Source organism: Pseudomonas sp. Z8(2022), from assembly GCF_025837155.1.
Classification (GTDB): Bacteria; Pseudomonadota; Gammaproteobacteria; order Pseudomonadales; family Pseudomonadaceae; genus Aquipseudomonas.
In genome coordinates this window covers 4,048,986-4,075,214 of sequence record NZ_CP107549.1, presented here as the reverse complement: position 1 = coordinate 4,075,214, position 26,229 = coordinate 4,048,986, and the positions used below count along the sequence as shown (strand labels likewise).

The window sequence follows — 26,229 nt, the reverse complement described above, 5'->3', positions numbered from 1 at the left end:
TTCAAGGTTAGAGTGTCCCCTGCGGCGTACAACGCCTATGATTCCGCGCATTCTAGTTGCGTCGGGTGACAACTGCATCCGCCGCGCGTGCGAATGCCAAACCCCTTCAGAGTGTGAGATGAGCGAAAAAGACGACGACAAGGTGCGCCTGGACAAATGGCTGTGGGCGGCGCGTTTCTACAAGACCCGCGCGCTGGCCAAGGCCGCTATAGAAGGTGGCAAGGTGCATCACCGTGGTGATCGCTGCAAGCCGGGCAAGGAGCCGAAGGTCGGCGATGAGTACGTGCTGCGCACCGGCTTCGACGAGCGCACCGTGGTCGTGCTGGCGCTGTCAGCCGTGCGCCGTGGAGCTCCGGAGGCGCAGCTGCTGTATCGCGAGACCGAAGAGAGCATCGCCCGCCGCGAGCAGGCCGCGGCCATGCGCAAGGCGGGAGGAGCGGGCGTGCAGACCGATGGCCGGCCGAGCAAGAAGCAGCGCCGGCAGATCCATCAGTTCAATGAACAGCAGGAAGGTGGCCTGCGCCACCCCTGGGCGGATGAGGATTAGAGAGCGAGTCGGGTTGTCTGTAGCCCGGATGAAATCCGGGGAATCAGGCATCCGGGCTACCCGGGTCAGCGCCCGCTGATGATGCTCATGCGGCCCAGCAGCGGCAGTCTGGCCAGGCGCGAGGTGATCGGCAGGGTGATCTTCTCCAGCCATTCGCTGGCGTGATAACCCAGCGGGGTGTAGCAGCTCCAGGCCAGGGCCAGCAGGCTGAGGAACACACCGCCTACGAAGGCATCCGCGCCCCAGTGGGCGCCGGCCACCAGGCGCGGCAGAATGCCGATCAAGGTAATCGCCCAGACCAGCAGCAGACGCCAGCCGCGGGCGAAGAAGCTCATGAAGTAGGCCCAGATCAGCAACACGGAGGCATGATCGCCGGGGAAGCTGCGGCTGGCGCTGTCCTTCAGGTCCCAGCGCTCTTCCCAGGCCGGGAACAATTCCGTCAGGCGCGCGCTGCCCTCCACCACCAGCGACGGGCTGGCGTGTTGCCAGCCCATGTATTCGATCAGGTCGGCGAACAGCACGCGCATCAGCAGCATCACGATCAGAGCCACGAGAAAGGCGAACAGCGCGCGACGCACCTGTGCGCCGGTAAAGATCAGATCGGCCTTGAGCATCACCACCAGCATCACCACGCCGACGCCGGCATCGACCGGACGCATGCTGCCGATCGCCCAGATATGCGCCCACAGGCCGCCAGCATGTACCGGATCGTTGAGCAGTTTGAACAGCCACAGATCGAAGGCGTTCCACAGTTCACGGGTGGGCTGCCACAGCCAGCTGGCGAGTAGCACGATGGCCACGATATGGCAGACCAGCAGGGCGCGTGGGTGCCATTGGCGATTGATGAATGTGCTCGACATGGAAGATCCCTCTGGAATGTATGACAGGCCCTGCCTCGGGCGCGCGGATGATAGGCCGTGTTGACGATAGTGCAAAGGCTGCAGCCTGGTCGTTCAGTCGATGTTCAGGGCTGTTGCCGGGACTGTGAATGCCCGCACATGACGGTCGGGCCTTGGTTGTGCCGGCGTTTGTGCATAAAATCGCCAGCCTTTTTTCAGACCCCGGGCCAGCTGCTATGAACGACTTCAGTCAACGCTTTCTGTTCGACGACACCGATGTGCGCGGTGAAATGGTCGCTCTGCGCGAGAGCTACGCCCATGTGCTGGCCAAGCACGACTACCCGCAGCCGGTGGCGCAACTGCTCGGCGAGATGATGGCCGCCGCTGCGCTGCTGGTCGGCACACTGAAGTTCGATGGCCTGCTGGTGCTGCAGGCACGCGCCGAAGGCCCGCTGTCGCTGTTGATGGTCGAGTGCTCCAGTGCCCGTGAGCTGCGTGGTATCGCCCGCTACGATGCCGAACAGATCGGCGCCGATGCCGACCTGCAGAGCCTGATGCCCAATGGTGTGCTGGCCATCACCATCGACCCGGCCCGTGGTCAGCGTTACCAGGGCATCGTCGATCTGGACGGCGTGGACCTTGCCGAGTGCCTGTCCAACTACTTCGCCAGTTCCGAGCAGTTGCCGACCCGCTTCTGGCTCAAGGCAGACGGCCAGCGTGCCCGGGGTCTGCTCCTGCAACAGCTGCCGCCGCACCATCAGACCGAGCCGCAGGAGCGCGCCGAGAGCTGGAATCATGTGCTGACCCTGGCCGACACCCTCACCGCCGAAGAGCTGCTGGGGCTGGACAATCCGACCCTGCTGCATCGTCTGTATCACCAGGAGAACGTGCGCCTGTTCGACGAGCAGCCGCTGCAGTTCCGTTGCAGCTGCTCGCGCGAGCGCTCTGCCAGCGCCCTGGCCAGCCTTGGCCAGGCTGATGCCGAACTGCTGCTGGCCGAGCAGGGCGGCAGTGTGGTGATCGATTGCCAGTTCTGCAACGAGCGTTATGTCTTCGATGCCGCCGACATCAGCCAGCTGTTCGCCGGTGCCGGCAGCGAGGCGCCGTCGCAGACCCGCCATTGATGAACTTTTCGCAACGATAGCCGTTCTCTATCGGATCGGAGGCTGCCAAGCAGTTCGCTTTTCTGGCATACTCCCGCGACTTTTTTACCGTGTAGTGCAGTTGCCCCTGTACTACACAACGTTCGGAAGACTCGGCCAGCGGCCGACGGGGACCCTCATGACGCAAGCCAACAACGCCGTGTACACCGACATCAGCGCCGCGCAACTGGTCGAAGAAGCCATTCGCCGTGGTGAAGGGGAACTGGCCGCCAACGGCGCGCTGGTCGTTCGTACCGGCCACCGTACTGGCCGCTCGCCGGCAGATCGCTTCATCGTTCAGGAGCCGAGCACCGAGGCGCAGATCGCCTGGGGCAACATCAACCGTCCATTCCCTGCCGACAAGTTCGATGCCCTGTGGGACCGCGTGGAAGCCTTCAACAACGCCCAGGAGCACTTTGTCTCCTTCGTGCACGTTGGCTCCGCCGAAGAACACTACCTGCCGGTGAAGATGACCACCGCCACCGCCTGGCAGAACCTGTTCGGTCGTCAGCTGTTCATCAACCCGGCCCGCTACAACCCATCCGCCAAGGCCGAGTGGCAGATCCTCAACGTCGCCAACTTCGAGTGCGTGCCCGAGCGTGACGGCACCAATTCCGATGGCTGCGTGATCATCAACTTCGCCCAGCGCAAGGTGCTGATCGCCGGCATGCGTTACGCCGGTGAAATGAAGAAGGCCATGTTCTCCGTGCAGAACTTCCTGCTGCCGGAAAAAGACGTGCTGCCGATGCACTGCGCCGCCAACATTGGCGAAGAAGGCGACGTGACCCTGTTCTTCGGCCTGTCCGGCACCGGCAAGACCACCCTGTCGGCCGACGAGTCGCGCTACCTGATCGGTGACGACGAGCACGGCTGGGGCGAAGGCGTGGTGTTCAACATCGAAGGCGGTTGCTATGCCAAGTGCATCGATCTGTCCGAGAAGAACGAGCCGGTGATCTGGAAAGCCATCCAGTTCGGTACCGTGCTGGAAAACGTTGTACTCGACGACAACCGCGTGCCGGATTACTCCGACGACAGCCTGACCCAGAACAGCCGCGCCGCCTATCCGCTGGAGTATGTCGAGAAGCGCAGCGAGAAGAACCTGGGCGGCGAGCCGAATGCCGTTATCTTCCTGACCTGCGACCTGACCGGCGTACTGCCGCCGGTGTCGATCCTCAACAACGAGCAGGCGGCCTACCACTTCCTGTCCGGCTACACCGCACTGGTCGGTTCCACCGAAATGGGTTCCGGCGGCGGCATCAAGTCGACCTTCTCCACCTGCTTCGGCGCGCCGTTCTTCCCGCGTCCGGCCGGTGTCTACGCCGAGCTGCTGATCAAGCGCATCAATGCCTTCGGCTCCAAGGTCTACCTGGTCAACACCGGCTGGACCGGCGGCGGCTACGGCGTCGGCAAGCGTTTCAACATCCCCACCACCCGTGGCGTGATTGCTGCCATCCAGAGCGGCGCGCTGGTCGGTGCCGAGACCGAGCACCTGCCGATCATCAACCTGGACGTGCCGAAGGCCGTTCCGGGCGTCGAGACCAACCTGCTCAACCCGCGTAACACCTGGGCTGACAAGAACGCCTACGACGAAGCCGCCAAGGGCCTGGCCAAGCTGTTCATCGACAACTTCCAGAAGTTCGATGTCAGCGAAGCGATCAAGAACGCCGGTCCGCAGCTGTAAGTTGAGCCGCGCTCTCTGACAAGGCCGCCTTCGGGCGGCTTTGTCATTTATGGCGTGCTGGCTGCGTAGCCCGGATGCAATCCGGGGTGGCCGGTCACCCTTCCCGGATTGCATCCGGGCTACGCCTTCGCTCGCTTTGCCGTTATGGTGGGTGTTCATTCGTCGGTCAACGGAGTGACAGCGCATGTCCACCCTCAAACGTGTCTTCGGTTTCGATCGCCTGCGGCCCGGCCAGGAGACGGTGATCAGCGCCGTACTCGCCGGTCGCTCGGCGGCGGCGATCTTTCCCACCGGCTCGGGCAAGTCGCTGTGCTACCAGCTGCCGGCCCTGCACCTGCCGCACCTGACTCTGGTGATCTCGCCGCTGCTGGCGCTGATGCAGGATCAGCTGGCCTTTCTGCATGCCCATGGTATAGCCGCGGCCAGCATCGACTCGGCGCAGAGCCGCGAGCAGGCCGCCGAGGTAATGAACCGCGCGCGCAGTGGTGAGTTGAAGATTCTGATGATCTCGGTGGAGCGCCTGAAGAACGAGCGCTTTCGCAACTTCATCGCCCAGGTACCGATTTCCCTGCTGGTGGTCGACGAGGCGCACTGCATCTCCGAGTGGGGCCACAACTTTCGCCCGGATTACCTGAAGCTGCCGGACTACCAGCGCCAGTTCGGTATCGGCCAGGTGCTGCTGTTGACCGCCACGGCGACGCCCAGGGTAATCGCCGACATGCGCGAGAAATTCGCCATCGCCGAGGCGGACGTGGTCACCACCGGCTTCTACCGGTCCAACCTCAACCTGCTGGTCGAGCCTGTACCGGGTGGCGCCAGGCTGCAGCGCCTGCAGCAGTGGCTGGCGCCGCGGCGCGGGCAGGCGAGCGTCGTCTATGTCACCCAGCAGAAGACCGCCGAGCAGGTCGCCGAGCGTCTGCAGGGGCAGGGCATGGCCGTCAGCGCCTATCACGCCGGCATGGCCCATGAGGTGCGCGAGTCGATCCAGCGTCGTTTCATGGCCGGCGAGCTGGAGTGCATCGTCGCCACCATCGCCTTCGGCATGGGCATCGACAAGCGTGACATCCGCAACGTGGTGCACTTCGATCTGCCCAAGTCGGTGGAGAACTACAGCCAGGAAATCGGCCGTGCCGGGCGCGACGGCGAGGCCTCGGACTGCCTGGTGCTGGCCAGTCGCGACGGCCTCAACGTGCTGGAGAACTTCGTCTACGGCGATACCCCGGAACGCCCCGGTATTCGCGCCGTGCTCGACGATCTGCGCGCAGCCGGCACGGGCGGGCAGTGGGAGCTGATGCTCGGCCAGTTGTCCGGGCAGAGCAATATCCGCGCGCTGCCGCTCAAGACCCTGCTGGTACAGCTGGAGCTGCGCGGCATCATCGCGCCGCGCTATGCCTACTTCGCCGAGTATCGCTTCAAGCTGCTGCTGGATGACGAGGCCTTGCTGGGACAGTTCGAGGGCGAGCGCCGGCAGTTCGTCGAGGCGATCCTGGCCTGCTCGAAGCGGGCGCGTACCTGGTCGACGCTGGACTTCGACGCCTTGTATCGAGAGTACGGCGCCGAGCGCGCGCGGGTGGTCAAGGCGCTGGATTACTTTCAGGAAAAGGGCTGGCTGGAGCTGGAAAGCAAGCAGATGACCGAGGTCTACGCCGTGCTCGACGGCAGCTTCGACCTGGACGCGCTGGCCAGTGAGCTGCACGAGCACTTTCGCGCTCACGAGGCCAGCGAGATTGCCCGTATCCAGGCCATGCTCGCGCTGTTCGAAAGCAGCGAGTGCCTGAGCCGCCGTCTGGCGCTGTACTTCGGCGATGAGCAGGCGCCCGAGCGCTGTGGGCATTGTTCGGTGTGCCGGGGCCAGGTTGCCAGCTTGCCGCAACCACCCGAGTTGCCGGCTCTGAATGGTCGGGATGCGCAGGCATTGTGCGCCGCCTTCTTCGAGAAGCACCGGCAGTACGCCGGATGCGAGCCGAGCCACGAGTGCCTGACGCGTTTTCTCTGCGGCGTGAGTGCGCCCCTGTTCACCAGGCTCAAGGCCCGTCAGCTGGCGGGCTTCGCCGCGCTGGAGGACTACCCCTATGCCGAGGTACGCGCCTGGCTCGAGGCGTCTATCGCCTAGGGCTCCGTGAGGCCGTCCCGGCTGCGTTGTCCTGCGGCCAGTGTCCAGTCTACCAACTCACGGGCCACCTGATCTGCGGCCTGACCGAAAGCCGCCACCACCGCCGCAATCGAGGTGTCGCCAGCTGCCTGACTGACGCTGAAGCGGCGGCTGGCGATAATCTGCTGGCTGCGCGCATCGACCAGACTGACCTCGAGGCGGATCAGCGCGTGCGGGATGCCGTCGCGGTATTCGCTGTGGAAGCTGCGCAGGTCGCTGACCAGTTCCAGGTCGGCTTGCAGGCGCTGGTCCTCGTTGCTCAGCGCCTGAATCCGGCCGTCATCCTGAAAAGCGTCGAGCAGGCGGCCGCGCAGCAACTGCGGGGTGCGCTCGCTCCAGCGCACGCCCTGGTAGGTATTGATCCGTCCGGGCTCGGGCATCACGACGATGCGTGTACCGTCGAGCAACTGGTTGCTGACCGGACTGCCTACCCGCAGCGACCAGTCGACGTGTTGCGTCTGCGCAGGCAGTTCGGTGGCCGGCAGCAGGTAGACATCCAGCGGTTCACTCTGCGGCAGGATCGAGCAGGCGCCGAGCAGGGTGGCCGCCAGCAACAGGGTGAGGCGCTTCATGGTTTGAACTCCTTGATGCTGTCGCTGCGCAGCAGGTAGCCGCTGGGGTCCTGCTCCAGGCGGCGTGAGAAGCCGCGCAGGGCGCCGAGGGTTTCGCGCAGTTCACTGATCGTCGGGCCCAGATCGCTGAGGCCCTGCAGGCCGCTGTCCAGCGCGCCGCGATTGTTCTGCAACAACTGTTCGATGGTCTGGCTGCTGCGTTCCAGCGAGACCATCAGGCGTTCGGCACTCTCCAGCACCTGGCTACCCTGACGGTCGAGGAGCTGATTGGCATTCGCCATCAGCGCCGCGGCTTCACGGGTGGCAGCGCTGGTCTGGCGCAGGGCTTCGGCCAGGTCGTCACGCTGCTCGGCGATGCCGGCGGTGGCCTGTTCGAGGTTGTCCAGGGTGCGCGACACGCGCTCGGCGTTCTCCCGCGAGAGCAGGTTGTTGGCGCGGTTGAGCAGGCGGGTGATGCTGCTTACCAGATCCTCGCCATTGGCCATCAGCCGCGATAGCGGCGAACGGTCGGCGACGATGACCCCCGGCGCGCCATCCTTGCCCACGAGCGGCGGGCTTTCCGGAGTGCCGCTATAGAGCTGGATCACCGCCAGGCCGGTAATTCCGGTGATCGCCAGGCGTGCGCGGGTGTCCTGCTTGATCGGTGTGTGGCCGGCGATGCGGATGCGTGCGCGCACCGTGCGCGGGTCGTCGGGATCGAGGCCGAGGCTGATCACGTCACCGACCTTGATCCCGCTGTACTGCACGGCGCTGCCCTGCGACAGACCGGTGACTGCTTCGTTGAAGATCACCTCGTAATCGGTAAAGGCGCGGTCTGCACCGGACTTGTTCAGCCACAGGCCGAACAGCAGCGCGGCGCCTACCGTGAGCACTGTGAACAGGCCGATCAGAACGTGATGGGCTCTGGGTTCCATTCATCGACTCCCTGCCGCCGCGGCGGCTTGTGCGGCCGCGCGTCCACGCGGGCCGTGAAAATACTCCTGAATCCAGGTGTCGTCGGTGGCTGCCACCACGTCCAGGCGGTCGGCCACCAGCACCTTCTTTCGCGCCAGCACCGCGACGCGGTCGCAGATGCTGTAGAGCGTGTCGAGGTCGTGGGTCACCAGGAGTACACTCAGACCCAGGCTGTCGTTGAGGGTGCGGATCAACTGGTCGAAGGCCGCCGCGCCAATCGGGTCGAGGCCGGCGGTGGGCTCGTCGAGAAACAGGATATCCGGGTCGAGCGCCAGTGCGCGGGCCAGGGCAGCGCGTTTGACCATGCCGCCGGACAGCGAGCTGGGGTACTTGCTGCCCGCATCCTGGGGCAGGCCGGCCAGGGCGATCTTGACCCGGGCCAGGCGCTCGGCCTCGGCGCGTGACAGGCCGGCATGCTCGATCAGCGGCAGGGCGACGTTCTCGCTGACCGTCAGCGAGGAGAACAGCGCGCCGCGCTGGTAGAGCACACCGAAGCGCTGCTCCAGCTGCGAGCGGCGTTCGGCCGGCAGGCTCAGCAACTCCTCGCCGAACACCCGCACGGTGCCGGCGTTGGGCTGGCGCAGGCCGACGATACTGCGCAGCAGCACCGACTTGCCGGTACCCGAGCCGCCGACCACACCTAGGATTTCGCCGCGGTAAAGATCGAAATCCAGATGCTCGTGCACCACCTGGCTGCCGAAGCGGTTGCTCAGGTCGCGCACCTCGATGACCTTGTCCCGACTCACCAGCCCATCTCCATCAAGAACAGCGCGGCCAAAGCGTCGAGCAGGATGACCACGAAGATCGACTGCACCACTGCCGAGGTGGTGTGTTCGCCCACCGATTGCGCGCTGCCGCTGACCTTGAAGCCTTCCAGGCAGCCAATCAGGGCAATCAGGAAGGCGAAGACCGGCGCCTTGAGCAGGCCGACCAGAAAGTGCCGCAGCAGGTCGCTGTCCTGCAGGATCGACAGATACATGGTCGCCGGAATGTCCAGGGACAGGGCGCAGACCAGACCGCCGCCGAGCATGCCGCTGAGCATGGCGATGAAGGTCAGGATCGGCAGGGCGATGAGCATGGCGAACACCCGTGGCAGCACCAGCAACTCGACCGGGCTCAGACCCAGGGTGCGGACGGCGTCGATTTCCTCGTTGGCCTTCATCGAGCCGATCTGTGCGGTGAAGGCGCTGGCGGTACGCCCGGCCATGAGAATGGCAGTGAGCAGTACGCCGAACTCACGCAGGAAGGAGAAGGCCACCAGGTTCACCGTGTAGATGCTGGCGCCGAAGTCGGCAAGGATGGTGGCGCCGAGAAAGGCCACCACCGCGCCCACCAGGAAGGTCAGCAGGGCGACGATGGGCACGGCGTTGAGCCCGCATTGTTCCAGATGCGCGGCCAGCGAGGTCAGGCGCCAGCGCTTCGGGTTTATCAGGATCGTCAACATGCTGGCCAGGGTCAGGCCCATGAAGCCGAGCAGCGCGCGGCCCTGGTGCCAGATGCCCTCGACCACCTCACCGATATGGCCAAGCACCTCGCGCAGTACCGAAGGCTCCCGCTCGGATCGCGTTTCCTGGCTGCCGGCCATGGCATCGGCCACCGTCAGCAGCAGGGCGCGGCGTCGTTCGTCGAACGAACTCTGCTGCGTGAGCTGGCGCAGGCGATCACTGCCGAACAACTTCACCAACAGCGCCGCACCGGCTGTATCCAGCCCGGTCACCTCAGTCAGGTCGACAGGTTCCTCGCCGTGCAGACGTTCGCGCAGGGCCAGTACCTGAGGTTCGAGCCGGGCGTAGTGGGCCAGCGTCCAGTCGCCACCCAGCCGCAGGCCGCTGGCGGCGTCCGTGCTGCTGGTCTGCTGCGAGGTCAGATAGGGCGTTGTCATCGGCACAGCTTAGCGCCGCTCGGGCACCTCAGGCCAGCGTGCTCATGCGGACTGCTGCGCTTTTCTGCCGGCGTCGGAAAAACCCTGAACCATCGAAATATGGCGAATGTCCTACAGGATATTCAGGGTTTGCGCCGCTTACGCTCCTGGCATAGCGCCACTACACTTTTGCGAGCTGTGTCACGGAAGAACAACAGGGTGCCAGGCACCCCCAGCTATCGAGGAAGGCCATGAAGGAACAGCGCCATTTTCCCGCACTGCGGGCTCATATCGAGCAATTGTTGAGCGATGGCTGGATCATCTCCAGCCGCACTCCTTTGATATTGCAGAAAGGCCACCGCTGCTACCTCGTCTCCCACGGGATGCTGATCAGCGAATCTTCCTCGCGCGCGGCCTGAGCTTTCCCAACCGCTGCGCCCCAACCGTTTGGCGCAGCGGCGTTTTTGGTTACCGGATATTGCGTCCGCCTTCTGCCTCACTCCTTCCCTTCGCCCCGCGATAAACGGCCTGTAGCCGTTTGACTGGTCGCTCACCGCCGACCGCAGCGGATTCACTGTGGCGTTGACGACTTGGTCAGTGCGCTGTCAGTGCCTATAACCAATCGGTCACAGTCAGTGGAGCCATGTCATGCCCAGTCGTCGTCGAGTTCTGCAAGGCAGTGCCAGCCTGGCCGCGCTGGCTGCCCTGATACCCTGGTTGCCAGCGGCCGCCTTCGCCTCCGGCCCGCTGCCGAGTCGGGCGATACCCAGCACTGGAGAGCCGCTGCCGGTAATCGGCCTGGGGACCTCGCGTACTCATGACGTGGCACTGACCGACGAAGCGCTGGGGCCTTTGCGCAAGGTGCTGCAAACGCTGGTCAATGGCGGCGCCAGCCTGGTGGATACCGCGCCCAGCTACGGGCGTGCCGAGTCGGTGTGCGGGGAGCTGGCCGCCAGGGACGGCCTGCGCCAGCGTCTGTTCCTGGCCAGCAAGGTGTCCTCTACCGGGCGTGCGGCCGGTGAGCGCCAGGTCGAGGCAAGTTTCGCAGCCTTGCGCACCGACACCATCGACCTGATGCAGGTACACAACCTGCAGGACACCAGCACTCAGCTCAGCCTGTTGCGCGAGCTGAAGGAGCAGGGGCGGGTGCGCTACATCGGTGTCACCCATTATCTGGATTCCGCGCATGAGAGCCTGCTGCAGGTGTTGCGTCGCGAGCCGGTGGATTTCGTCCAGTTCAACTACTCCATCGGCGAGCGCAATGCCGAACGCGAGCTGTTGCCCTACTGCGCCGACAAGGGTATCGCGGTGCTGATTAACCGGCCGTTCCAGCGCTCTGCGCTGTTCGAGCGGGTAAAGGGAAAGAGCCTGCCTGACTGGGCCACCGTGGAGCTGGATGCCAGCTCCTGGGCGCAGTTGATGCTCAAGTTCATCCTCGCCAATCCGGCAGTGACGGCAGTGATTCCGGCCACCTCCAACCCCCGCTACATGGCCGACAACATTCTCGCTGGTCAGGGGCGCCTGCCTGACGCGGCGCAGCGTCAGCGCATCATTGAGCTGTTCGCCTGAGGTGCAACTGGCTGGAATCCGGGCAGACCCAAGGTGGGGCGGTGGGATCGTGATCAGCCGGCGACGCTGACGATTTCCTCGATCAGCCATTGCAGTGCGCTATCGCGCTGACGTTGCGCCAGGCTGACCACCTCCAGGTGGAAGGGCCCCAAGGTGAAGGGCAGGTCGAACAGCTGCAACGGCAGCAGTGTGGCGAAATGCCGGGCCAGGGCGGTGGGCAGCACTGCCGCCAGCTCGCTGCCGGCGACGATATGCGCGGCCTGCAGGTAGTTCGGCGTGGTGTAGAAGATCTGCCGCGACAGACCCTGTTCCCCCAGCCACTGATCGACCATGCCACGGGTCTGCCCGCCGTGCACCCAGAGGTGACGCAGGCGCAGGAAGTTGTCCAGGTCCAGATCGCCCCGGCGCAGCAGCGGATGTTCGCGGCGCACCACCAGCTGGAGCGTTTCGCTCATCCATCTGCGCCGGGCGAAGCGCGCCGGAATCTCATCGAAGCGGCCCAGCACCAGGTCCAGTTCGCCCTTGTCCAGCGCCTCCATCGGCAGGCTCGGGCTGAGGTGGCGAATGTCGATCCCGATGCCCGGCGCCTTGTGGCTGAGGCGGTCGAGCAGACGCGGCATGCACACCAGCTCGACGTAATCGGTGACGGCGATGCGAAAGCGCTGGCGGCTTTCGCTCGGTTCGAAGGCCTCGCCGGCGCTCAGGCTCTGCTCCAGCTGCCGCAGCGCGCTGCGGATCGGCGCCTCCAGCGCCAGTGCCCGCGGAGTCGGCTGCATGCGCCGGCCCACCCGCACCAGCAGTGGGTCGTCGAGCAGTTCGCGCAGACGACCGAGCGCATTGCTCACCGCCGGCTGGCTCAGCGCCAGGCGTTCGGCTGCGCGCGAGACGTTCTGCTCGCGTAGCAGGGCATCGAGTACGCGCAGCAGGTTGAGGTCGAAATTGCTGAAATTCATATACTGAATACGTCGTATCACAAGACTAAATTTCAAAAATAGTAGCGGCTTGCTTATCGTGACCCAAGCTTTTCCGTTCGTGCACGAGAGGAACAAAAATGAACAACACCGTCTCGCCGCTTCGTTGTGCCGCCGTGATCGGCGCCGGCACCATGGGCCGCGGCATCGTCATCAGCCTGGCCAATGCCGGCCTGCGCGTGCTGTGGCTGGACAACAACCCGCAGATGATCGAGGCGGGTATGGCGATGGCCGAGGAAACCTGGGCGCACAACGTCGCCAAGGGCCGCATCGATGAGGCGGAAGCCGCAGCGCGACGCGCTCGCATCGAGGCCGTGGACGGCTATGCAGCGCTGGCCGACGCCGACCTGGTGATCGAGGCGGTTTACGAGAACCTCGAACTCAAGCAGAGCATCTTCCGCGAGCTGGACGCGGTGATGAAGCCTGGCGCGATTCTCGCCAGCAACACCTCGGCACTGGACATCGACGCCATCGCCGCCGTCACCTCACGGCCAGAGGCGGTGCTGGGCCTGCACTTCTTCAGCCCGGCGCACATCATGAAGCTGCTGGAGATCGTTCGTGGCGCGAGGACCGCGCCAGCCGTTCTGCAGGCTGCGCAGGAACTGGGCGCGCGCATGGGCAAGGTGGCGGTGGTCGCCGGCAACTGCCACGGTTTCATCGGCAACCGCATGCTGCACACCTATGTGCGCGAGGCGCGCATGCTGCTGCTCGAAGGCGCCTGGCCACATCAGGTGGATGCGGCGCTGCAGGGCTTCGGCTTCGCCATGGGGCCGTTTCGCATGTACGACGTGGTCGGTATCGACCTGGAATGGCGTGCCCGCGAGCTGGCCGGCGAGGGCCAGGACGACCCGGCGGTGCAGGTGGACAACCGCCTGTGCGAGCTGGGTCGTTTCGGCCAGAAGAGCGGCAAGGGTTACTACCTCTATGCGCCCGGCAGTCGCCAGGCCGAACATGACCCGGTCGTAGACGGGCTGGTTCAGATGCAGTCGGAGCGGCTTGGCTTCACCCGCCGTGATATCGGCACCGAGGAAATTCTCGAGCGCTGCCTGCTGGCACTGGTCAACGAGGGGGCGAAGATTCTTCAGGAGAACATCGCCGCCAACAGCCACGACATCGATCTGGTCTATCTCAACGGCTATGGCTTTCCCGCCGAGCGCGGTGGTCCGATGGCCTGGGCCGACGGCGAGGGTATCGCGGCGATCCATCAACGTCTTTTGCAACTGACCGAGCGCTTCGGCGCGCATTGGCAACCGGCGGCGCTGATCGAACGCCTGGCTGGCGAGAACAAGCGCTTCAGCGATGTACAGGAAGGTGAGATATGAGCTATCAGGCACCATTGCGCGATATGCGCTTCGTGCTGCACGAACTGTTCGACGCTGCCGACCACTGCGAGCGCCTGGGCAACGGTCTGGATCGCGAGCTGATCGATGGCGTGCTGGAGGAGGCTGCGGCTTTCGCTGCCGGCGAAGTTGCGCCGCTCAATCGCAACAGCGACGAGGAAGGCTGTCATCTGGAAAACGGCCAGGTCAGCACGCCCAAGGGCTTCGCCGAAGCCTACCGGCAGTATGTGGACAACGGCTGGGCGAGCATGACCGGCCCGGTGGAGTACGGCGGTCAGGGCTTCCCGCAACTGGTGGCGTGCGCCTTCCACGAGATGCTGATGAGCGCCTCGCTGTCCTTTCGCGTCTACTCCGGTCTGACCGAGGGCGCCGTGCTGGCGCTGCACAAGCACGGCAGCGAGGCGCTGAAGCAGCAGTATCTGGGCAAGCTGGTCAGCGGCCAGTGGACCGGCACCATGTGCCTGACCGAGCCGCAGGCCGGCACCGATCTGGCGCTGCTGCGCACCCGCGCCGAGCCGCAGGCCGATGGCAGTTACAAGGTCAGCGGCAGCAAGATCTTCATCAGCGGCGGCGAGCAGGATTTGTCCGAGAACATCGTCCATCTGGTGCTGGCGCGTCTGCCCGATGCCCCGGCGGGTGTGAAGGGCATCAGCCTGCTGCTGGTGCCGAAGTTCATCGCCGCTGCCGATGGCACGCCGGGCGAACGCAACAGCCTGTCGTGCGGGGCCATCGAGCACAAGATGGGGATCAAGGGTGCGTCCACCTGCGTGATGAACTTCGACGGCGCCACCGGCTGGCTGGTGGGCGAGGCCAACCAGGGCCTGGCCTGCATGTTCACCATGATGAACGACGCGCGTTTCCAGGTCGGTCTGCAGGGGCTGGGCATCGGCGAGGCGGCTTTCCAGGGCGCCCTGCGCTATGCCCGCGAACGCCTGCAGTCTCGTGGCCTGAGCGGCGTACAGGCACCGGACAAGCCGGCTGACCCGATCATCGTTCATCCCGATGTGCGGCGCATGCTGCTGACGCAGAAAACGCTGGTGGAAGGCAGCCGCATGCTCGCCGCCTACAGCGCGCGCCAGCTCGATCTGGAGCACGGCGCAGAGTCGTCCGAGGCGCGCAAGGCGGCTGGCAAGCGCGCGGCGCTGCTGATTCCCATCGTCAAGGCCTTCTTCACCGACATGGGCCAGGAAGTGGCCAGCCATGGCGTGCAAGTCTACGGTGGGCACGGCTTCATCCGCGAATGGGGCATGGAGCAACTGATGCGCGACAGCCGCATCACCCAGCTTTACGAGGGCACCAACGGCATCCAGGCGCTGGACTATATTCGCCGCAAGCTGCTCGGCGACGGCGGAGCCGAACTCTCTGCGCTGCAGGCCGAGTTCAGCGCGCTGTGCGACGCCCAGGCTTCGCGCCCGGCATTGAGGGAAATGGCCAGCGTCGTGCAGGCGCGTCTGGGCGAATGGCGTGAGCTGAGCGCCGAGGTGATCGCCGCCTGCCAGCGTGATCCGCAGGAGATCGGTGCCACGTCGGTGGACTTCCTCCAGTACTCGGCCTATGTGCTGCTTGCCGGCTTCTGGTTGCAGGCCGCTGCGCGGGCGCAGGATGCCCTGGATTCGGACAGCGGCGAGGCTGCGTTCTACCAGGCCAAGCTGCACAGCGCCGAGTTCTACCTGCGTCGCGTGCTGCCGCGCGCCAGCGCACACCGGGAGGCCCTGCAGGGCGGAGCGGATTGCCTGATGGCCCTGGCGGAGGACAGCTTCGCCTTCTAGCCCTCTCCACCAGCCCCGCTTTGCGCCCCTGCTCTTCGCAGAGCTCAGGGCGCTCCAGCGGGCGAAGCGGTGCTTCGCTTCCGCAAGCGGGAGAGCGGAGCGATAGCGCCTTGTTCAGGTCTATCGCGGATAGCTCCCTCTCCCACTTAAGGGAGGGGGAGATTTGCCTGACCGACCCCGGATTTCATCCGGACTACAACAAGAGGAGCACTGCATGCATCCCTTCAGCTTCGCCACCACCGCGCAGATTCTCTGCGAATCCGGCTCCAGCCTGCGTCTGGCCGAACTCTGCCGTGAGCGCGGCGCTCAGCGCGTGCTCATCGTCACCGATCCCGGCATTACCCGTCTCGGCCTGCTCGGGGAGGCGCTGTCAGGTTTCGCCCGCGCCGGCATGAGCGTGCGGGTATTCGACCAGGTGCTGGCCGACCCGCCAGAGCCCGTGGTGCTGGCCGCCGTCGCAGAGGCTCGCGAGATGGGGGCCGAGCTGGTGATCGGCTTCGGTGGCGGCAGCTCGATGGACGTGGCCAAGCTGGTGGCGCTGCTGGCGCATCCCGACTGCGACCAGACCCTGAGCGAGATCTACGGTGTGGGTAATGCCCGTGGTCGGCGTCTGCCGCTGATTCAGGTGCCGACCACCGCAGGCACCGGCTCCGAGGTGACGCCGATCGCCATCGTCACCACGGGCGAGACCACCAAGATGGGCGTGGTTTCGCCGCTGCTGCTGCCGGATCTGGCCCTGCTCGACGCCGACCTGACCCTCGGTCTGCCGGCGGCGGTCACCGCGGCGACCGGTATCGACGCCATGGTGCATGCCATCGAGGCCTACACCAGCGCGCTGAAGAAGAACCCGCTGTCCGACCTGCTGGCGCGTGAAGCGCTTCGTCTGCTGGCAGCCAATCTCGATGAGGTGGTGCATAACGGCGGCAATCGCGAGGCGCGCCAGGCCATGCTGCTTGGCGCTTGTCTGGCCGGGCAGGCATTCGCCAATGCCCCTGTGGCGGCGGTGCATGCGCTGGCCTATCCGCTGGGCGGGCATTTCCACATTCCCCATGGGCTTTCCAACGCTCTGGTGCTGCCGCAGGTGCTGGCCTTCAATGCACCGGCTGCCGCACCGCTATACGCCGAGTTGGCGCCGCTGGTGCTGGGTGAGCGTCTGCGTGCGGGCAGTGCGGCAACGCAGACCGAGCAACTGATCGAGGCGCTGGCTGCTTTCAGCCAGCGCAGCGGCCTGCCGACGCGGCTGCGTGATGCCGGGGTTGGCGAGGCCATGTTGCCGACGCTGGCGGCGGACGCCATGCTGCAGCAGCGCCTGCTGGTGAACAATCCGCGCGAGATGACCGAGCAGCAGGCGCTGGCCATTTATCAGGCTGCCTACTGATTCAAGGCCCCTCCCACAAGAGCGACGCAGCCTGTGGGAGGGGCTTCAGCCGCGATACCAAGCGAAGGAACATCATGAGCCAACCCCAACACCTGCGTGGCGATTACCGCCACTTCCAGCCGATCACCACGCGCTGGCACGACAACGACATCTACGGCCACGTCAACAACGTGACCTACTACAGCTACTTCGACAGTGCGGTGAATGCCTACCTGATCGCCGAGGGTGGCCTGGACATCCATGACGGGGAAGTGGTCGGCTTCGTGGTCAGCTCGGCCTGCGATTACTTCGCTTCCATCGCCTTTCCCGATGCCATCGAGGTCGGCCTGCGCGTCGGCAAGCTGGGTAACAGTTCGGTGCAGTACGAGCTGGCGATCTTCAGAGCCGGAGAAGAGCAGGCCTGCGCCGCCGGGCGCTTCGTCCACGTATTCGTCGACCGTGCGAGCAATCGTCCGGTGAGTATTCCCGGGCCGCTGCGCTCGGCGCTGGAGCGCCTGCTGGTCGCCTGAGGCGTGCTAGGCTGTGGCGATTCATGCCGCCAGGGAGTGCCTATGTCCGATCTGCAACGCGAGCAGGCGCAACGCCGTGCCGAACGGATCGCTGCGTTTCGTGCCGAGTTGGCCGAGCTGCGCCGCGAGCAGGTGTTGCAACTGAGTGCCGAGCAGGAGCAGGGCCTGACTGCCTACCACGATCAGTTGCTGGCGCATTACCGGCAGACCCTGGATATCGACGCCGATACCCGCGCACGCCAGCTGTCGCTGGGTATGCGTCTGGCCTCGCTGATCGGTGCGCTGGCGCTGGCGGCCGGGCTGTTCTTCCTCTTCTACCAGTTCTGGGGCCTGTTCGATGTCGGTGCGCAGGTCGGTGTGCTGGTCGGCTGCTCGCTGGGCAGCCTGCTGCTGTGCTTCTGGCTGCAGGCGCGCGACGCTTCCGGTTACTACGCCAAGCTGGCGGCGGTGCTGGCATTCGTCTGCTTCGTGCTCAACCTGTCGATGCTCGGGCAGATCTTCAATATCACGCCCTCGGACAAGGCGCTGTTGCCCTGGGGCGCGCTGGCGCTGCTGCTGGCTTACCAGTGTCGTCAGCGTCTGCTGCTGGTCACTGCGCTGCTGTGCTTCGGTCTGTTTCTTGCTGCCCGCTTGCACGACTGGGCGGGGCTGTACTGGTGGTCGCTGGATGACCACCCGGAGAACTTCCTGCCTGCTGCGTTGATGTTTCTACTGCCGCAGTTCATCGATCAGACGCGACGGGTCGGTTTCGCCGCCTGCTATCGGGTGGTCGGCCTGCTGTACCTGTTCGGGCCGGTCCTGATCCTCAGCTACTGGGGGCAGGGCAGCTACCTCGACTGGCCGGTGCGCTGGGTGGAAGCCTTCTACCAGACGCTGGGCTTCATTCTGGCGGGACTGGTGATCTGGCTGGGCATACGCCGCGGCTGGGCCGAGGTGGTCAACACCGGGTTGGGCTTTGCCCTGGTGCTGCTGTTCAGCAAGCTGTTCGACTGGTGGTGGGAGCTGCTGCCGCGCTACCTGTTCTTCCTGCTGCTCGGGTTGATTGCGCTGCTGTTGCTGGTCGTGCTGCAGCGCTGGCGCCGTGGAGGTGCGGCATGAACCGTTCACTCTGGTTGGGCATCGGGCTGATCCTGGCAAGCAATGCCGTGGCCCTGGCGGGCGTCTGGTACAACCGCAGCGGTGAAGCGCAGGCGCAACTGCGATTGAGCGAGCGGGAGCTACGCTTGTCGTCCGACAGTTGGTTGCGTAGCGAGGAAAACAGTGGCGTGCGCCTGCAACTGCTCTGGCGCCAGGCAGATCCCGACTGGTCATGGCTGGGCGAGGCCAAGCTGCGCGAGCTGGGTTTCGCGCCGAACGACCTGGGCCGCGCTGCGGAGCGGCCGCTATGGCTGGTGCTGGAACTGGACGGGCCGAGCTATCGACAGCGGCTTGAGCGTGCCCGGGATGAACTGGCCAGCGCTCAGGCGGCAGCTGCGGCGCAGCCGGGGGACGAGAAATTGCGTCAGCAACTCGAGCAGCGTCGGCTTGATCTGCGGCACGAGACACAGCAGGCCACGCGACTGTTGCTGGTAGATGCCGGCCTGGATGCCGAAGCTCTACGCCGGGTATGGCCGGACCGCCAGCGCCAGGTGATTCTGGCCGGTCGCCTGAGAGCCTACCGCTACGGTGATACGACCCGCTACAGCGCCAGCGTCGTGCTGGAGGGTGATCGCATCAGCGTGCCGAAACCTTACCGGGATGTCTTTGTCCAGTGGCGCTCGCGCGGCTATGACGACAAAAGGCCCAAGGTGCAGGTCGAAGTTGCCTTCGGCCAGCGCCTTGAGCCCTGGTTGGTCGGGGTCGATCAGTGACGGCGCCAGTGCTTGTGGTGCTTCTTGGGCTTCTTGCCGTGGTGATGATGATGGTGGTGCTTGCCGCGGCGGTCATCGTCGTAACTGGCATTGCCCATGTAGTTGCCCAGCGCGCCACCGGCGCCACCACCCACGGCGGCACCCACCACACCGCCGGTATGGCCGCCGACCTGCTGACCGACCACGTTGCCACCGGCCGCGCCTAGCGCACCACCGATGGCCGCTTCGGTGCGGCTGCGACGATCAGCGCCAACGATGCTGCCTGCCGCGCCGCCGAGACCGGCGCCGACTGCAGCACCGGTGTTGCCACCGACCTGCTGGCCAACCATCGCACCTACCGCGCCGCCCAGGGCACCGCCCAAACCTGCTTCGGTACTGCCGGCAAAGGCGAAACCGCCAGTGCTCAGGCCCAGGGAGAGGAAGAGGAGTTGTAGAGACTTCATAGGCTTCTCGATCACGGAGCCGCTTTTGCGGCGGGAACTGCTCCATTGACCCAAACGGCTCACCTCTGGTTCCCCGTTGGCCGGCCGCCTGTCGGATAGTGTGGCGGCGTTCACAGCAGGCTTTGGCGTCCCCACTGCTCCAGCGCCTGGGCCAATGGCAGCACCTCGCCGGGGCGACTCAGGGCGTAGCCGGGCAGCTGGCCGATACGCGCCTGGAAGTCCGGGTTCTGCAGCACCCGCAGCAGTGCAGTCATTGCCGGCAGTTCGAGACTGTCCTCGCGGCACAGCAGGCAATAGTGCTCACGCGCCATGGGGATGAAATCCAGGCCGAACTGGCGCGCCGCCGCCTCGACACCGAAGCCGACATCGGCCATGCCACTGGCGACGTAGGCCGCCACGGCGGCGTGGGTGAACTCCTCGTTGTGGAAACCCCTGATGGCCATGCTGTCCAGACCATCGCGCTGCAGCAGGTCCTGCAGCAGCAGGCGGGTACCCGACCCCGGCTCGCGATTGACGAAACGCAGCGTGCCGCCGGCCAGGTCCGCCAGGCCTTTTACGCCAAGCGGGTTACCGGGGGCGAGCATCAGCCCCTGGGTACGCACGACGAAGGTGATCACCCGCTGCTGCTCGGGGCGCAGCCAGGGCTGGATGCGGCTCATGCTCGACGCGCCGAGTGGCCCGGCTGGTATGTGCAGGCCGGCCACCTCGCAGTCGTGGCGCTGCAGGGCAATCACCGCGTCGTTGCCGCTGCGAAACTGCACGTCCCACTGCCAGCCGGGGTCACGCTCCAGCCACTCGCGCAACGCCGCCACGGCAAAACCGTGGCTGGCGTGGATGCGCAGGCCCGGGGTGCTGGCCTGCAGTACCCGGTTCAGCTCCAGCTCCAGCTCGCCTGCCAGGTTGTCGAGCTGTGGCGACAGGCGTGCACGAATACGCTGGTCGGCCCACAGCAGCTTTTCCCCCAGCGGCGCCAGCCGTGCGCCCTTGCCGCGCTCCAGCTCGATCAGCGGGCTGCCGAAGAAGGTCTGCCACTTGCCCAGCAGGTTCCACGCGTGGCGATAGGAATAGCCGACGCGGGCGGCAGCTTCGGTCAGCTTGCCGGTGTCGTGCACGGCCTGCAGCAGCTCCAGCCCCTGCGGGTCGAGGCTGCTGCCGTCACGCTGGTGGAAACGCCAGCGAGGCTGGATGTCGATACGGATCATATGCTCAATGCTTCATATTTGATCGGGCGATTTCCCATGATAGTTTGCCATTCATGGGCGCATGGCGACCAAGTATAAGAACTTTACTTCATATGTGGCGAGCCTTTCGGCTGCGTCTGGGATGAGTGCCCGTCAACCTCGGTGGGCTTGTCTTCTGACCGCACCGATATGGCCGCCGGCTGGAGCATCGAACATGGCTCTTCTTCCCCAGCGCTTCGCCCCCGAGCAGTGCGAGGCCGTCGCCCGTGAGGTGCTCGCGGCTCACCGCGGCCGGCCCGGCGCCCTGCTACCCATCCTCCATGACATTCAGGATCGGCTCGGCGCCGTACCGCCCGAGCTGTTGCCGCTGATCGCCGAGGACCTGTGCCTGTCGCGTGCCGAGGTACACGGAGTGGTCAGCTTCTATCACGATTTCCGCGCCACGCCGCCCGGTCGCCAGGTACTCAAGTTGTGTCAGGCCGAGGCCTGCCAGTCGATGGGCGTCAAGGCGCTGACCGCTGAGCTGGAGAGCAGGCTCGGCCTGCCGCTGGGCGAGACTCGCGAGGACGGCAGCCTCAGTTTCGAGCCGGTGTACTGCCTGGGCAACTGCGCCTGCGCACCGAGCGTGATGCTCAATGGCGAACTGCACGGTCGTGTCGACGCCGAGGAAGTGCTGGCGCTGCTGGCGCAACAGGAGGCCCTGGCATGAGCAAGGCCATTACCGTTTTCGTCCCGCGCGATGCCACAGCGCTCAGCCTGGGCGCCGACAAGGTGGCCCGAGCCATCGTCGCCGAAGCTGCAGCGCGCAATATCGAGGTGAAGCTGGTGCGCAACGGCTCGCGCGGGCTGTTCTGGCTCGAGCCGCTGGTCGAGGTCGCCACGCCGGCGGGGCGTGTGGCCTATGGTCCGGTCAGGGCGCGTGATGTCGCCGGCCTGTTCGATGCCGGTTTCCTCGAAGGCAAGGCGCATGCGCTGGGCCATGGCCTGACCGAGGAGATCGAGTACCTCAAGCGCCAGGAGCGCCTGACCTTCGCCCGTGTCGGCATCACCGATCCGCTGTCGCTGGAGGACTACATCGCCCACGACGGCTACCGCGGCCTCAAGCGCGCCCTCGGCATGACGCCCGAGGCGATCGTCGCCGAAGTCACCGAATCCGGTCTGCGTGGCCGTGGCGGCGCGGCATTCCCCACCGGCATCAAGTGGCGCACGGTGCTCGGTTGCCAGGCCGAGCAGAAGTACATCGTCTGCAACGCCGACGAGGGCGACTCGGGCACCTTCTCCGACCGCATGGTGATGGAAGACGACCCCTACGTGCTGATCGAGGGCATGACCATCGCCGGTCTCGCGGTGGGAGCTACGCGCGGCTATATCTACCTGCGTTCGGAGTACCCGCACGCCGAAGCCGTGCTGCTCGAAACCATCGCCCGAGCAACGGCCGCCGGCTACCTGGGCGACAACGTGCTCGATAGTGGCAAGGCCTTCCACCTGGAGTTGCGCCGCGGCGCCGGCGCCTATATCTGCGGCGAAGAAACCGCACTGCTCGAGAGTATCGAGGGCAAGCGCGGCACCGTGCGGCCGAAGCCGCCGCTGCCGGCCATCGAGGGCCTGTTCGGCAAGCCGACGGTAATCAACAACGTGATCTCGCTGGCTTCGGTGCCGATCATCCTCGACAAGGGCGGCGCCTACTACAGGGACTACGGCATGGGCCGCTCGCTCGGCACCCTGCCGATCCAGCTGACCGGCAACATCGCCCGTGGCGGCCTGATCGAGAAGGCCTTCGGCATCACCCTGCGCGAGCTGCTCTACGAATACGGCGGCGGCTCGGCCAGTGGCCGGCCGATCCGCGCGGTGCAGGTCGGTGGCCCGCTCGGCGCCTACCTGCCCGAGTCGCAGTTCGACACACCGCTGGATTACGAGTCGTTCGCCGCCCTCGGCGCCGTGCTTGGTCACGGCGGCATCGTGGTGTTCGACGACAGCGTCGACATGGCCGACATGGCGCGCTACGCCATGGAGTTCTGCGCAGTGGAGTCGTGCGGCAAGTGCACGCCCTGCCGGATCGGCTCGACCCGAGGTGAGGAGCTGCTGTCGCAAATCATCGTGGCTCGTTCCGAAGGGCCGCAACCGGGGCGCATCGAGCTGCTCAAGAGCCTCTGCGACACCATGCTCTGCGCCTCGCTCTGCGCCCTTGGCGGCATGACGCCCTATCCGGTGATGAGCGCTCTCAACCACTTTCCCGAGGACTTCGGCATGTCGCAAGACAGCGCCGAAGCCCGCTAATCCGGAGGCGTCCCCATGGCCCTGTATCGTGAACTCGACTATGGCACCCCTGCTCGCAGCGGTGCTCCGGTAACTCTGGAAATCGACGGCAACGCCATCACCGTGCCCGCCGGCACCTCGCTGATGCGTGCGGCCCAGGAGGCCGGCATTGCCGTGCCCAAGCTGTGCGCCAGCGACAGCCTGGAGCCGTTCGGCTCGTGCCGCCTGTGCATGGTGGAAATCGAAGGCCGCCGCGGCTTCCCGGCGTCCTGCACCACCCCGGTGGAGCCGGGCATGGTGGTGCGCACGCAAAGCCCGAAACTGGCCGAACTGCGACGCGGCACCATGGAGCTGTACATCTCCGACCACCCGCTGGACTGCCTGACCTGCTCGGCCAACGGCAACTGCGAGCTGCAGGACATGGCCGGGGTGGTCGGCCTGCGCGAAGTGCGCTACGACCCGGTGAAGACCCACCTGGCCGAGACCAGGGACGAGTCCAACCCCTATTTCAGCTACGACCCGTCCAAGTGCATCGTCTGCAACCGCTGCGTGCGCGCCTGTGAGGAAGTGCAGGGCACCTTCGCCCTGACCATCGACGGCCGTGGTTTCGATTCGCGCGTGGCCGCCGGCCAGGACGAGGACTTCCTCGACTCCGAGTGTGTGTCCTGCGGCGCCTGCGTCAACGCCTGCCCGACCGCCACACTGATGGAAAAGTCGGTGATCGAGATGGGCCAGGCCGAGCGCAGCGTCGCCACCACTTGCGCTTACTGCGGCGTTGGCTGCTCGTTCAATGCCGAGGTCAAGGGCAACACCGTGGTGCGCATGGTGCCGAACAAGAACGGCCACGCCAATCACGGCCACGCCTGCGTCAAGGGCCGCTTCGCCTGGGGCTACGCGACCCACCCGGACCGCATCAGGACGCCGATGATCCGCGACAGCATCCATGAGCCGTGGCGCCCGGTGAGCTGGGACGAGGCCATCGGTCACGCCGCCCGGCGTTTCAAGGAGATCCAGGCACAGTACGGCCGCAATGCGGTCGGCGGCCTGACCTCCTCGCGCTGCACCAACGAGGAAACCTACCTGGTGCAGAAACTGGTGCGCGCCGCCTTCGGCAACAACAACGTCGACACCTGCGCCCGCGTCTGCCACTCGCCGACTGGCTACGGCCTCAAGGTGACCCTCGGCGAGTCCGCCGGTACCCAGGACTTCGACTCGGTGCTGTCCGCCGACGTGGTGCTGGTGATCGGTGCCAACCCCACTGACGGCCACCCGGTATTCGGCTCGCAGCTCAAGCGTCGCCTGCGCCAGGGCGCCAAGCTGATCGTCGCCGACCCGCGCGGTATCGACCTGGTACGCAGCCCGCACATCCGTGCCGAGCACCACCTGCAACTGCGTCCGGGCAGCAACGTCGCGCTGCTCAACAGTCTGGGCCACGTGATCGTCACCGAGGGCCTGGTCAACGAGGCCTTCGTCGCCGAGCGTTGCGAGACGGAAGCCTTCGCGCAATGGCGTGCATTCGTCAGTGAGCAGCGCAACAGCCCCGAGGCCATGGAAGCCATGACCGGTGTGCCGGCCGCCTCGGTACGCGCTGCTGCGCGTCTCTACGCCACTGGCGGCAATGCGGCGATCTACTACGGCCTGGGCGTCACCGAGCACAGCCAGGGCTCGTCCACCGTGATGGCCATCGCCAACCTGGCCATGGCCACCGGCAACATCGGCCGTCCCGGCGTCGGCGTGAACCCGCTGCGCGGGCAGAACAACGTGCAGGGCTCATGCGACATGGGCTCCTTCCCCCACGAGTTGCCGGGCTACCGCCACGTCTCCGATCTTGTGGCGCGGCCGCAGTTCGAGGCTGCCTGGGGCGTAAAGCTGCTCGACGAGCCGGGCCTGCGCATTCCCAACATGCTGGCTGCGGCGCATGCCGGCACCTTCAAGGGCATGTACATCCAGGGCGAGGACCCGGCGCAGTCCGATCCCGATACCCAGCACGTCACCGATGCGCTCAAGGCCATGGAGTGCGTGGTGGTCCAGGACCTGTTCCTCAACGAAACCGCCAAGTACGCCCATGTATTCCTGCCTGGCGCCTCCTTCCTGGAGAAGAACGGCACCTTCACCAACGCCGAGCGGCGCATCTCGCCGGTGCGCAAAGTGATGCCGGCGCTGGCAGGCAAGGAAGACTGGGAAGTGACCGTGGCCTTGTCCAACGCCCTCGGCTACCCGATGCACTACAACCATCCGTCCGAGATCATGGACGAGATTGCTGCTCTCACGCCGACCTTCACCGGTGTCAGCTACGCCAAGCTCGAGCGCCTGGGCAGCATTCAGTGGCCGTGCAACGACAACGCGCCGCAGGGCACGCCGATCATGCATGAGGACGCCTTCGTGCGCGGCAAGGGACGCTTCATGGTCACCGAGTACATCCCGACCGAGGAGCGTACCTCGCGCAAGCGGCCGCTGGTGCTGACCACCGGGCGCATCCTCTCGCAGTACAACGTCGGCGCGCAGACCCGGCGCACCGCCAACAGGGCCTGGCATGCCGAGGACGTTCTCGAACTGCACCCGGTGGACGCCGAGGATCGCGGCATCAAGGATGGCGACTGGGTCGGCATCAACAGCCGCGCCGGCGAGACCGTGATGCGTGCCAAGGTCACCGAGCGCATGCAGCCGGGCGTGGTGTACACCACATTCCACCATCCGGAATCCGGGGCCAACGTGATCACCACCGATAATTCCGACTGGGCCACCAACTGTCCGGAGTACAAGGTCACGGCAGTGCAGGTGCGCAAGGTCGAGACGCCGTCTGACTGGCAGCAGCAGTTCGATGCCTTCACCCGCGAGCAGGTCAGCCTGTTGCCGGTGGTGCAGCTATGAAGCCTCTGATCGGCAGGCAGGGCCGTGCGCACCTGCCCTGCGCCAATCTGTACCCATCCATTAGCGGAGTGCAGCCATGGGCATGAATGCCACGCAACTGATCAAGATGGCCAACCAGATCGGTGCCTTCTTCGCCTCGCAGCCCGATGCCGTTCAGGCACGGGTGGAATACGCGCAGCACCTGCGGCGACAGTGGGACCCGCAGATGCGCACGGCGCTGTACGCGCATCTGGATGCCTGCGGCGGCGAGGGCCTGAGCGAGTTCGCGCTGCAGGTGCTGCGTGAGTCGCGCGGACAGATCGAACCCCGGCCTGCTACTGTCTGAACGCTGCAATCTGGCTGTT

Annotated in this window: 24 protein-coding genes; 16 read left to right on the top strand and 8 right to left on the bottom strand. The window is 65.6% G+C overall.

Annotated features, from left to right (window positions below):
* Positions 1 to 118: 118 nt before the first annotated feature.
* Entirely contained in the window at positions 119 to 547 is a 429-nt protein-coding gene (locus OEG79_RS19295) for an RNA-binding S4 domain-containing protein (protein ID WP_264146550.1), read from the top strand.
* A 65-nt stretch (positions 548 to 612) separates the two neighbouring features.
* On the opposite strand, the gene OEG79_RS19290 is transcribed toward OEG79_RS19295, so the two are convergent.
* Positions 613 to 1,407 carry a phosphatase PAP2 family protein gene (locus OEG79_RS19290; RefSeq protein WP_264146549.1) on the bottom strand — a complete coding sequence of 265 codons (795 nt, stop codon included), beginning with the start codon at positions 1,405 to 1,407 and terminating at the stop codon, positions 613 to 615.
* A 215-nt stretch (positions 1,408 to 1,622) separates the two neighbouring features.
* Here OEG79_RS19290 and hslO point away from each other — a divergent pair, with 215 nt between their 5' ends.
* From hslO to OEG79_RS19275, 3 genes are all read left to right on the top strand, one after another.
* A complete protein-coding gene (gene hslO, locus OEG79_RS19285; protein WP_264146548.1) occupies positions 1,623 to 2,510 on the top strand; it encodes an Hsp33 family molecular chaperone HslO in 888 nt (295 codons plus the stop codon).
* Positions 2,511 to 2,667: 157 nt separating this feature from the next.
* The gene (locus OEG79_RS19280) at positions 2,668 to 4,209 is read left to right on the top strand and encodes a phosphoenolpyruvate carboxykinase (protein WP_264146547.1); all 1,542 of its coding nucleotides are present in this window, start codon (positions 2,668 to 2,670) and stop codon (positions 4,207 to 4,209) included.
* A 184-nt stretch (positions 4,210 to 4,393) separates the two neighbouring features.
* Positions 4,394 to 6,322, top strand: coding sequence for an ATP-dependent DNA helicase RecQ (locus tag OEG79_RS19275; RefSeq protein ID WP_264146546.1), 1,929 nt, complete (start codon positions 4,394 to 4,396; stop codon positions 6,320 to 6,322).
* Here the strand turns inward: OEG79_RS19275 and OEG79_RS19270 are convergent.
* From OEG79_RS19270 to OEG79_RS19255, 4 genes are read right to left on the bottom strand one after another with little or no spacing between them, the layout of a single operon-like run.
* Positions 6,319 to 6,933, bottom strand: a complete 615-nt coding sequence (locus OEG79_RS19270) for an ABC-type transport auxiliary lipoprotein family protein (RefSeq protein WP_264146545.1) — start codon at positions 6,931 to 6,933, stop codon at positions 6,319 to 6,321. The two genes, OEG79_RS19275 and OEG79_RS19270, sit on opposite strands and share 4 nt — an antisense overlap.
* Entirely contained in the window at positions 6,930 to 7,847 is a 918-nt protein-coding gene (locus OEG79_RS19265; RefSeq protein ID WP_264146544.1) for an MlaD family protein, read from the bottom strand. Before OEG79_RS19265 ends, OEG79_RS19270 begins: the two co-directional genes overlap by 4 nt.
* A complete protein-coding gene (locus tag OEG79_RS19260; protein ID WP_264146543.1) occupies positions 7,848 to 8,633 on the bottom strand; it encodes an ABC transporter ATP-binding protein in 786 nt (261 codons plus the stop codon). It abuts the gene before it with no gap.
* Positions 8,630 to 9,769: an MlaE family ABC transporter permease gene (locus OEG79_RS19255; protein ID WP_264146542.1), complete on the bottom strand. Its 1,140-nt coding sequence runs from the start codon at positions 9,767 to 9,769 to the stop codon at positions 8,630 to 8,632. The genes OEG79_RS19260 and OEG79_RS19255 overlap by 4 nt, the downstream gene beginning before the upstream one ends.
* A gap of 230 nt (positions 9,770 to 9,999) precedes the next feature.
* On the opposite strand from OEG79_RS19255, the gene OEG79_RS19250 reads away from it, so the two are divergent.
* Both OEG79_RS19250 and OEG79_RS19245 read left to right on the top strand, forming a co-directional pair.
* Positions 10,000 to 10,167, top strand: a complete 168-nt coding sequence (locus OEG79_RS19250; RefSeq protein ID WP_264146541.1) for a hypothetical protein — start codon at positions 10,000 to 10,002, stop codon at positions 10,165 to 10,167.
* A gap of 229 nt (positions 10,168 to 10,396) precedes the next feature.
* A complete protein-coding gene (locus tag OEG79_RS19245; protein ID WP_264146540.1) occupies positions 10,397 to 11,317 on the top strand; it encodes an aldo/keto reductase in 921 nt (306 codons plus the stop codon).
* Between the two features lie 53 nt (positions 11,318 to 11,370).
* On the opposite strand, the gene OEG79_RS19240 is transcribed toward OEG79_RS19245, so the two are convergent.
* Positions 11,371 to 12,270, bottom strand: coding sequence for a LysR family transcriptional regulator (locus OEG79_RS19240; protein WP_264146539.1), 900 nt, complete (start codon positions 12,268 to 12,270; stop codon positions 11,371 to 11,373).
* A gap of 98 nt (positions 12,271 to 12,368) precedes the next feature.
* On the opposite strand from OEG79_RS19240, the gene OEG79_RS19235 reads away from it, so the two are divergent.
* From OEG79_RS19235 to OEG79_RS19210, 6 genes are all read left to right on the top strand, one after another.
* Positions 12,369 to 13,610, top strand: a complete 1,242-nt coding sequence (locus OEG79_RS19235; protein WP_264146538.1) for a 3-hydroxyacyl-CoA dehydrogenase — start codon at positions 12,369 to 12,371, stop codon at positions 13,608 to 13,610.
* Positions 13,607 to 15,397 carry an acyl-CoA dehydrogenase C-terminal domain-containing protein gene (locus OEG79_RS19230; protein WP_264146537.1) on the top strand — a complete coding sequence of 597 codons (1,791 nt, stop codon included), beginning with the start codon at positions 13,607 to 13,609 and terminating at the stop codon, positions 15,395 to 15,397. Before OEG79_RS19235 ends, OEG79_RS19230 begins: the two co-directional genes overlap by 4 nt.
* 214 nt (positions 15,398 to 15,611) lie before the next feature.
* Complete coding sequence (locus OEG79_RS19225) at positions 15,612 to 16,775, top strand: iron-containing alcohol dehydrogenase (protein ID WP_264146536.1); 1,164 nt, start codon at positions 15,612 to 15,614, stop codon at positions 16,773 to 16,775.
* 74 nt (positions 16,776 to 16,849) lie between these two features.
* Entirely contained in the window at positions 16,850 to 17,284 is a 435-nt protein-coding gene (locus tag OEG79_RS19220; RefSeq protein ID WP_264146535.1) for an acyl-CoA thioesterase, read from the top strand.
* 42 nt (positions 17,285 to 17,326) lie between these two features.
* Entirely contained in the window at positions 17,327 to 18,382 is a 1,056-nt protein-coding gene (locus tag OEG79_RS19215) for a DUF2157 domain-containing protein (RefSeq protein WP_264146534.1), read from the top strand.
* Positions 18,379 to 19,134 (top strand): DUF4824 family protein, encoded by a 756-nt coding sequence (locus OEG79_RS19210; protein ID WP_264146533.1) that lies wholly within the window; start codon positions 18,379 to 18,381, stop codon positions 19,132 to 19,134. The genes OEG79_RS19215 and OEG79_RS19210 overlap by 4 nt, the downstream gene beginning before the upstream one ends.
* On the opposite strand, the gene OEG79_RS19205 is transcribed toward OEG79_RS19210, so the two are convergent.
* Together OEG79_RS19205 and OEG79_RS19200 are read right to left on the bottom strand one after the other, a co-directional pair.
* Positions 19,128 to 19,577 carry a YMGG-like glycine zipper-containing protein gene (locus tag OEG79_RS19205; protein WP_264146532.1) on the bottom strand — a complete coding sequence of 150 codons (450 nt, stop codon included), beginning with the start codon at positions 19,575 to 19,577 and terminating at the stop codon, positions 19,128 to 19,130. The genes OEG79_RS19210 and OEG79_RS19205 overlap by 7 nt on opposite strands.
* A gap of 110 nt (positions 19,578 to 19,687) precedes the next feature.
* Positions 19,688 to 20,779, bottom strand: coding sequence for a helix-turn-helix transcriptional regulator (locus tag OEG79_RS19200; RefSeq protein ID WP_264146531.1), 1,092 nt, complete (start codon positions 20,777 to 20,779; stop codon positions 19,688 to 19,690).
* A 193-nt stretch (positions 20,780 to 20,972) separates the two neighbouring features.
* On the opposite strand from OEG79_RS19200, the gene OEG79_RS19195 reads away from it, so the two are divergent.
* From OEG79_RS19195 to OEG79_RS19180, 4 genes are all read left to right on the top strand, one after another.
* Entirely contained in the window at positions 20,973 to 21,467 is a 495-nt protein-coding gene (locus tag OEG79_RS19195; RefSeq protein WP_264146530.1) for a formate dehydrogenase subunit gamma, read from the top strand.
* Positions 21,464 to 23,035, top strand: coding sequence for a formate dehydrogenase beta subunit (locus OEG79_RS19190; protein ID WP_264146529.1), 1,572 nt, complete (start codon positions 21,464 to 21,466; stop codon positions 23,033 to 23,035). Before OEG79_RS19195 ends, OEG79_RS19190 begins: the two co-directional genes overlap by 4 nt.
* A 15-nt stretch (positions 23,036 to 23,050) precedes the next feature.
* A complete protein-coding gene (gene fdhF / locus OEG79_RS19185) occupies positions 23,051 to 25,885 on the top strand; it encodes a formate dehydrogenase subunit alpha (RefSeq protein WP_264146528.1) in 2,835 nt (944 codons plus the stop codon).
* 76 nt (positions 25,886 to 25,961) lie between these two features.
* Positions 25,962 to 26,210, top strand: coding sequence for a formate dehydrogenase subunit delta (locus OEG79_RS19180; protein WP_264146527.1), 249 nt, complete (start codon positions 25,962 to 25,964; stop codon positions 26,208 to 26,210).
* The last annotated feature ends 19 nt before the right edge of the window (positions 26,211 to 26,229 follow it).

Bases quoted from the DNA above. Each gene is read 5' to 3' on its own strand.
- OEG79_RS19240 (WP_264146539.1), bottom strand. From the start codon at position 12,270: ATGAATTTCAGCAATTTCGACCTCAACCTGCTGCGCGTACTCGATGCC.
- OEG79_RS19190 (WP_264146529.1), top strand. From the start codon at position 21,464: ATGAGCAAGGCCATTACCGTTTTCGTCCCGCGCGATGCCACAGCGCTC.
- OEG79_RS19215 (WP_264146534.1), top strand. From the start codon at position 17,327: ATGTCCGATCTGCAACGCGAGCAGGCGCAACGCCGTGCCGAACGGATC.
- OEG79_RS19195 (WP_264146530.1), top strand. From the start codon at position 20,973: ATGGCTCTTCTTCCCCAGCGCTTCGCCCCCGAGCAGTGCGAGGCCGTC.
- OEG79_RS19255 (WP_264146542.1), bottom strand. From the start codon at position 9,769: ATGACAACGCCCTATCTGACCTCGCAGCAGACCAGCAGCACGGACGCC.
- OEG79_RS19180 (WP_264146527.1), top strand. From the start codon at position 25,962: ATGGGCATGAATGCCACGCAACTGATCAAGATGGCCAACCAGATCGGT.
- fdhF (WP_264146528.1), top strand. From the start codon at position 23,051: ATGGCCCTGTATCGTGAACTCGACTATGGCACCCCTGCTCGCAGCGGT.
- OEG79_RS19210 (WP_264146533.1), top strand. From the start codon at position 18,379: ATGAACCGTTCACTCTGGTTGGGCATCGGGCTGATCCTGGCAAGCAAT.
- OEG79_RS19265 (WP_264146544.1), bottom strand. From the start codon at position 7,847: ATGGAACCCAGAGCCCATCACGTTCTGATCGGCCTGTTCACAGTGCTC.
- OEG79_RS19245 (WP_264146540.1), top strand. From the start codon at position 10,397: ATGCCCAGTCGTCGTCGAGTTCTGCAAGGCAGTGCCAGCCTGGCCGCG.
- OEG79_RS19290 (WP_264146549.1), bottom strand. From the start codon at position 1,407: ATGTCGAGCACATTCATCAATCGCCAATGGCACCCACGCGCCCTGCTG.
- OEG79_RS19270 (WP_264146545.1), bottom strand. From the start codon at position 6,933: ATGAAGCGCCTCACCCTGTTGCTGGCGGCCACCCTGCTCGGCGCCTGC.
- OEG79_RS19200 (WP_264146531.1), bottom strand. From the start codon at position 20,779: ATGATCCGTATCGACATCCAGCCTCGCTGGCGTTTCCACCAGCGTGAC.
- OEG79_RS19205 (WP_264146532.1), bottom strand. From the start codon at position 19,577: ATGAAGTCTCTACAACTCCTCTTCCTCTCCCTGGGCCTGAGCACTGGC.
- OEG79_RS19220 (WP_264146535.1), top strand. From the start codon at position 16,850: ATGAGCCAACCCCAACACCTGCGTGGCGATTACCGCCACTTCCAGCCG.
- OEG79_RS19225 (WP_264146536.1), top strand. From the start codon at position 15,612: ATGCATCCCTTCAGCTTCGCCACCACCGCGCAGATTCTCTGCGAATCC.
- OEG79_RS19280 (WP_264146547.1), top strand. From the start codon at position 2,668: ATGACGCAAGCCAACAACGCCGTGTACACCGACATCAGCGCCGCGCAA.
- OEG79_RS19295 (WP_264146550.1), top strand. From the start codon at position 119: ATGAGCGAAAAAGACGACGACAAGGTGCGCCTGGACAAATGGCTGTGG.
- OEG79_RS19275 (WP_264146546.1), top strand. From the start codon at position 4,394: ATGTCCACCCTCAAACGTGTCTTCGGTTTCGATCGCCTGCGGCCCGGC.
- OEG79_RS19235 (WP_264146538.1), top strand. From the start codon at position 12,369: ATGAACAACACCGTCTCGCCGCTTCGTTGTGCCGCCGTGATCGGCGCC.
- hslO (WP_264146548.1), top strand. From the start codon at position 1,623: ATGAACGACTTCAGTCAACGCTTTCTGTTCGACGACACCGATGTGCGC.
- OEG79_RS19230 (WP_264146537.1), top strand. From the start codon at position 13,607: ATGAGCTATCAGGCACCATTGCGCGATATGCGCTTCGTGCTGCACGAA.
- OEG79_RS19250 (WP_264146541.1), top strand. From the start codon at position 10,000: ATGAAGGAACAGCGCCATTTTCCCGCACTGCGGGCTCATATCGAGCAA.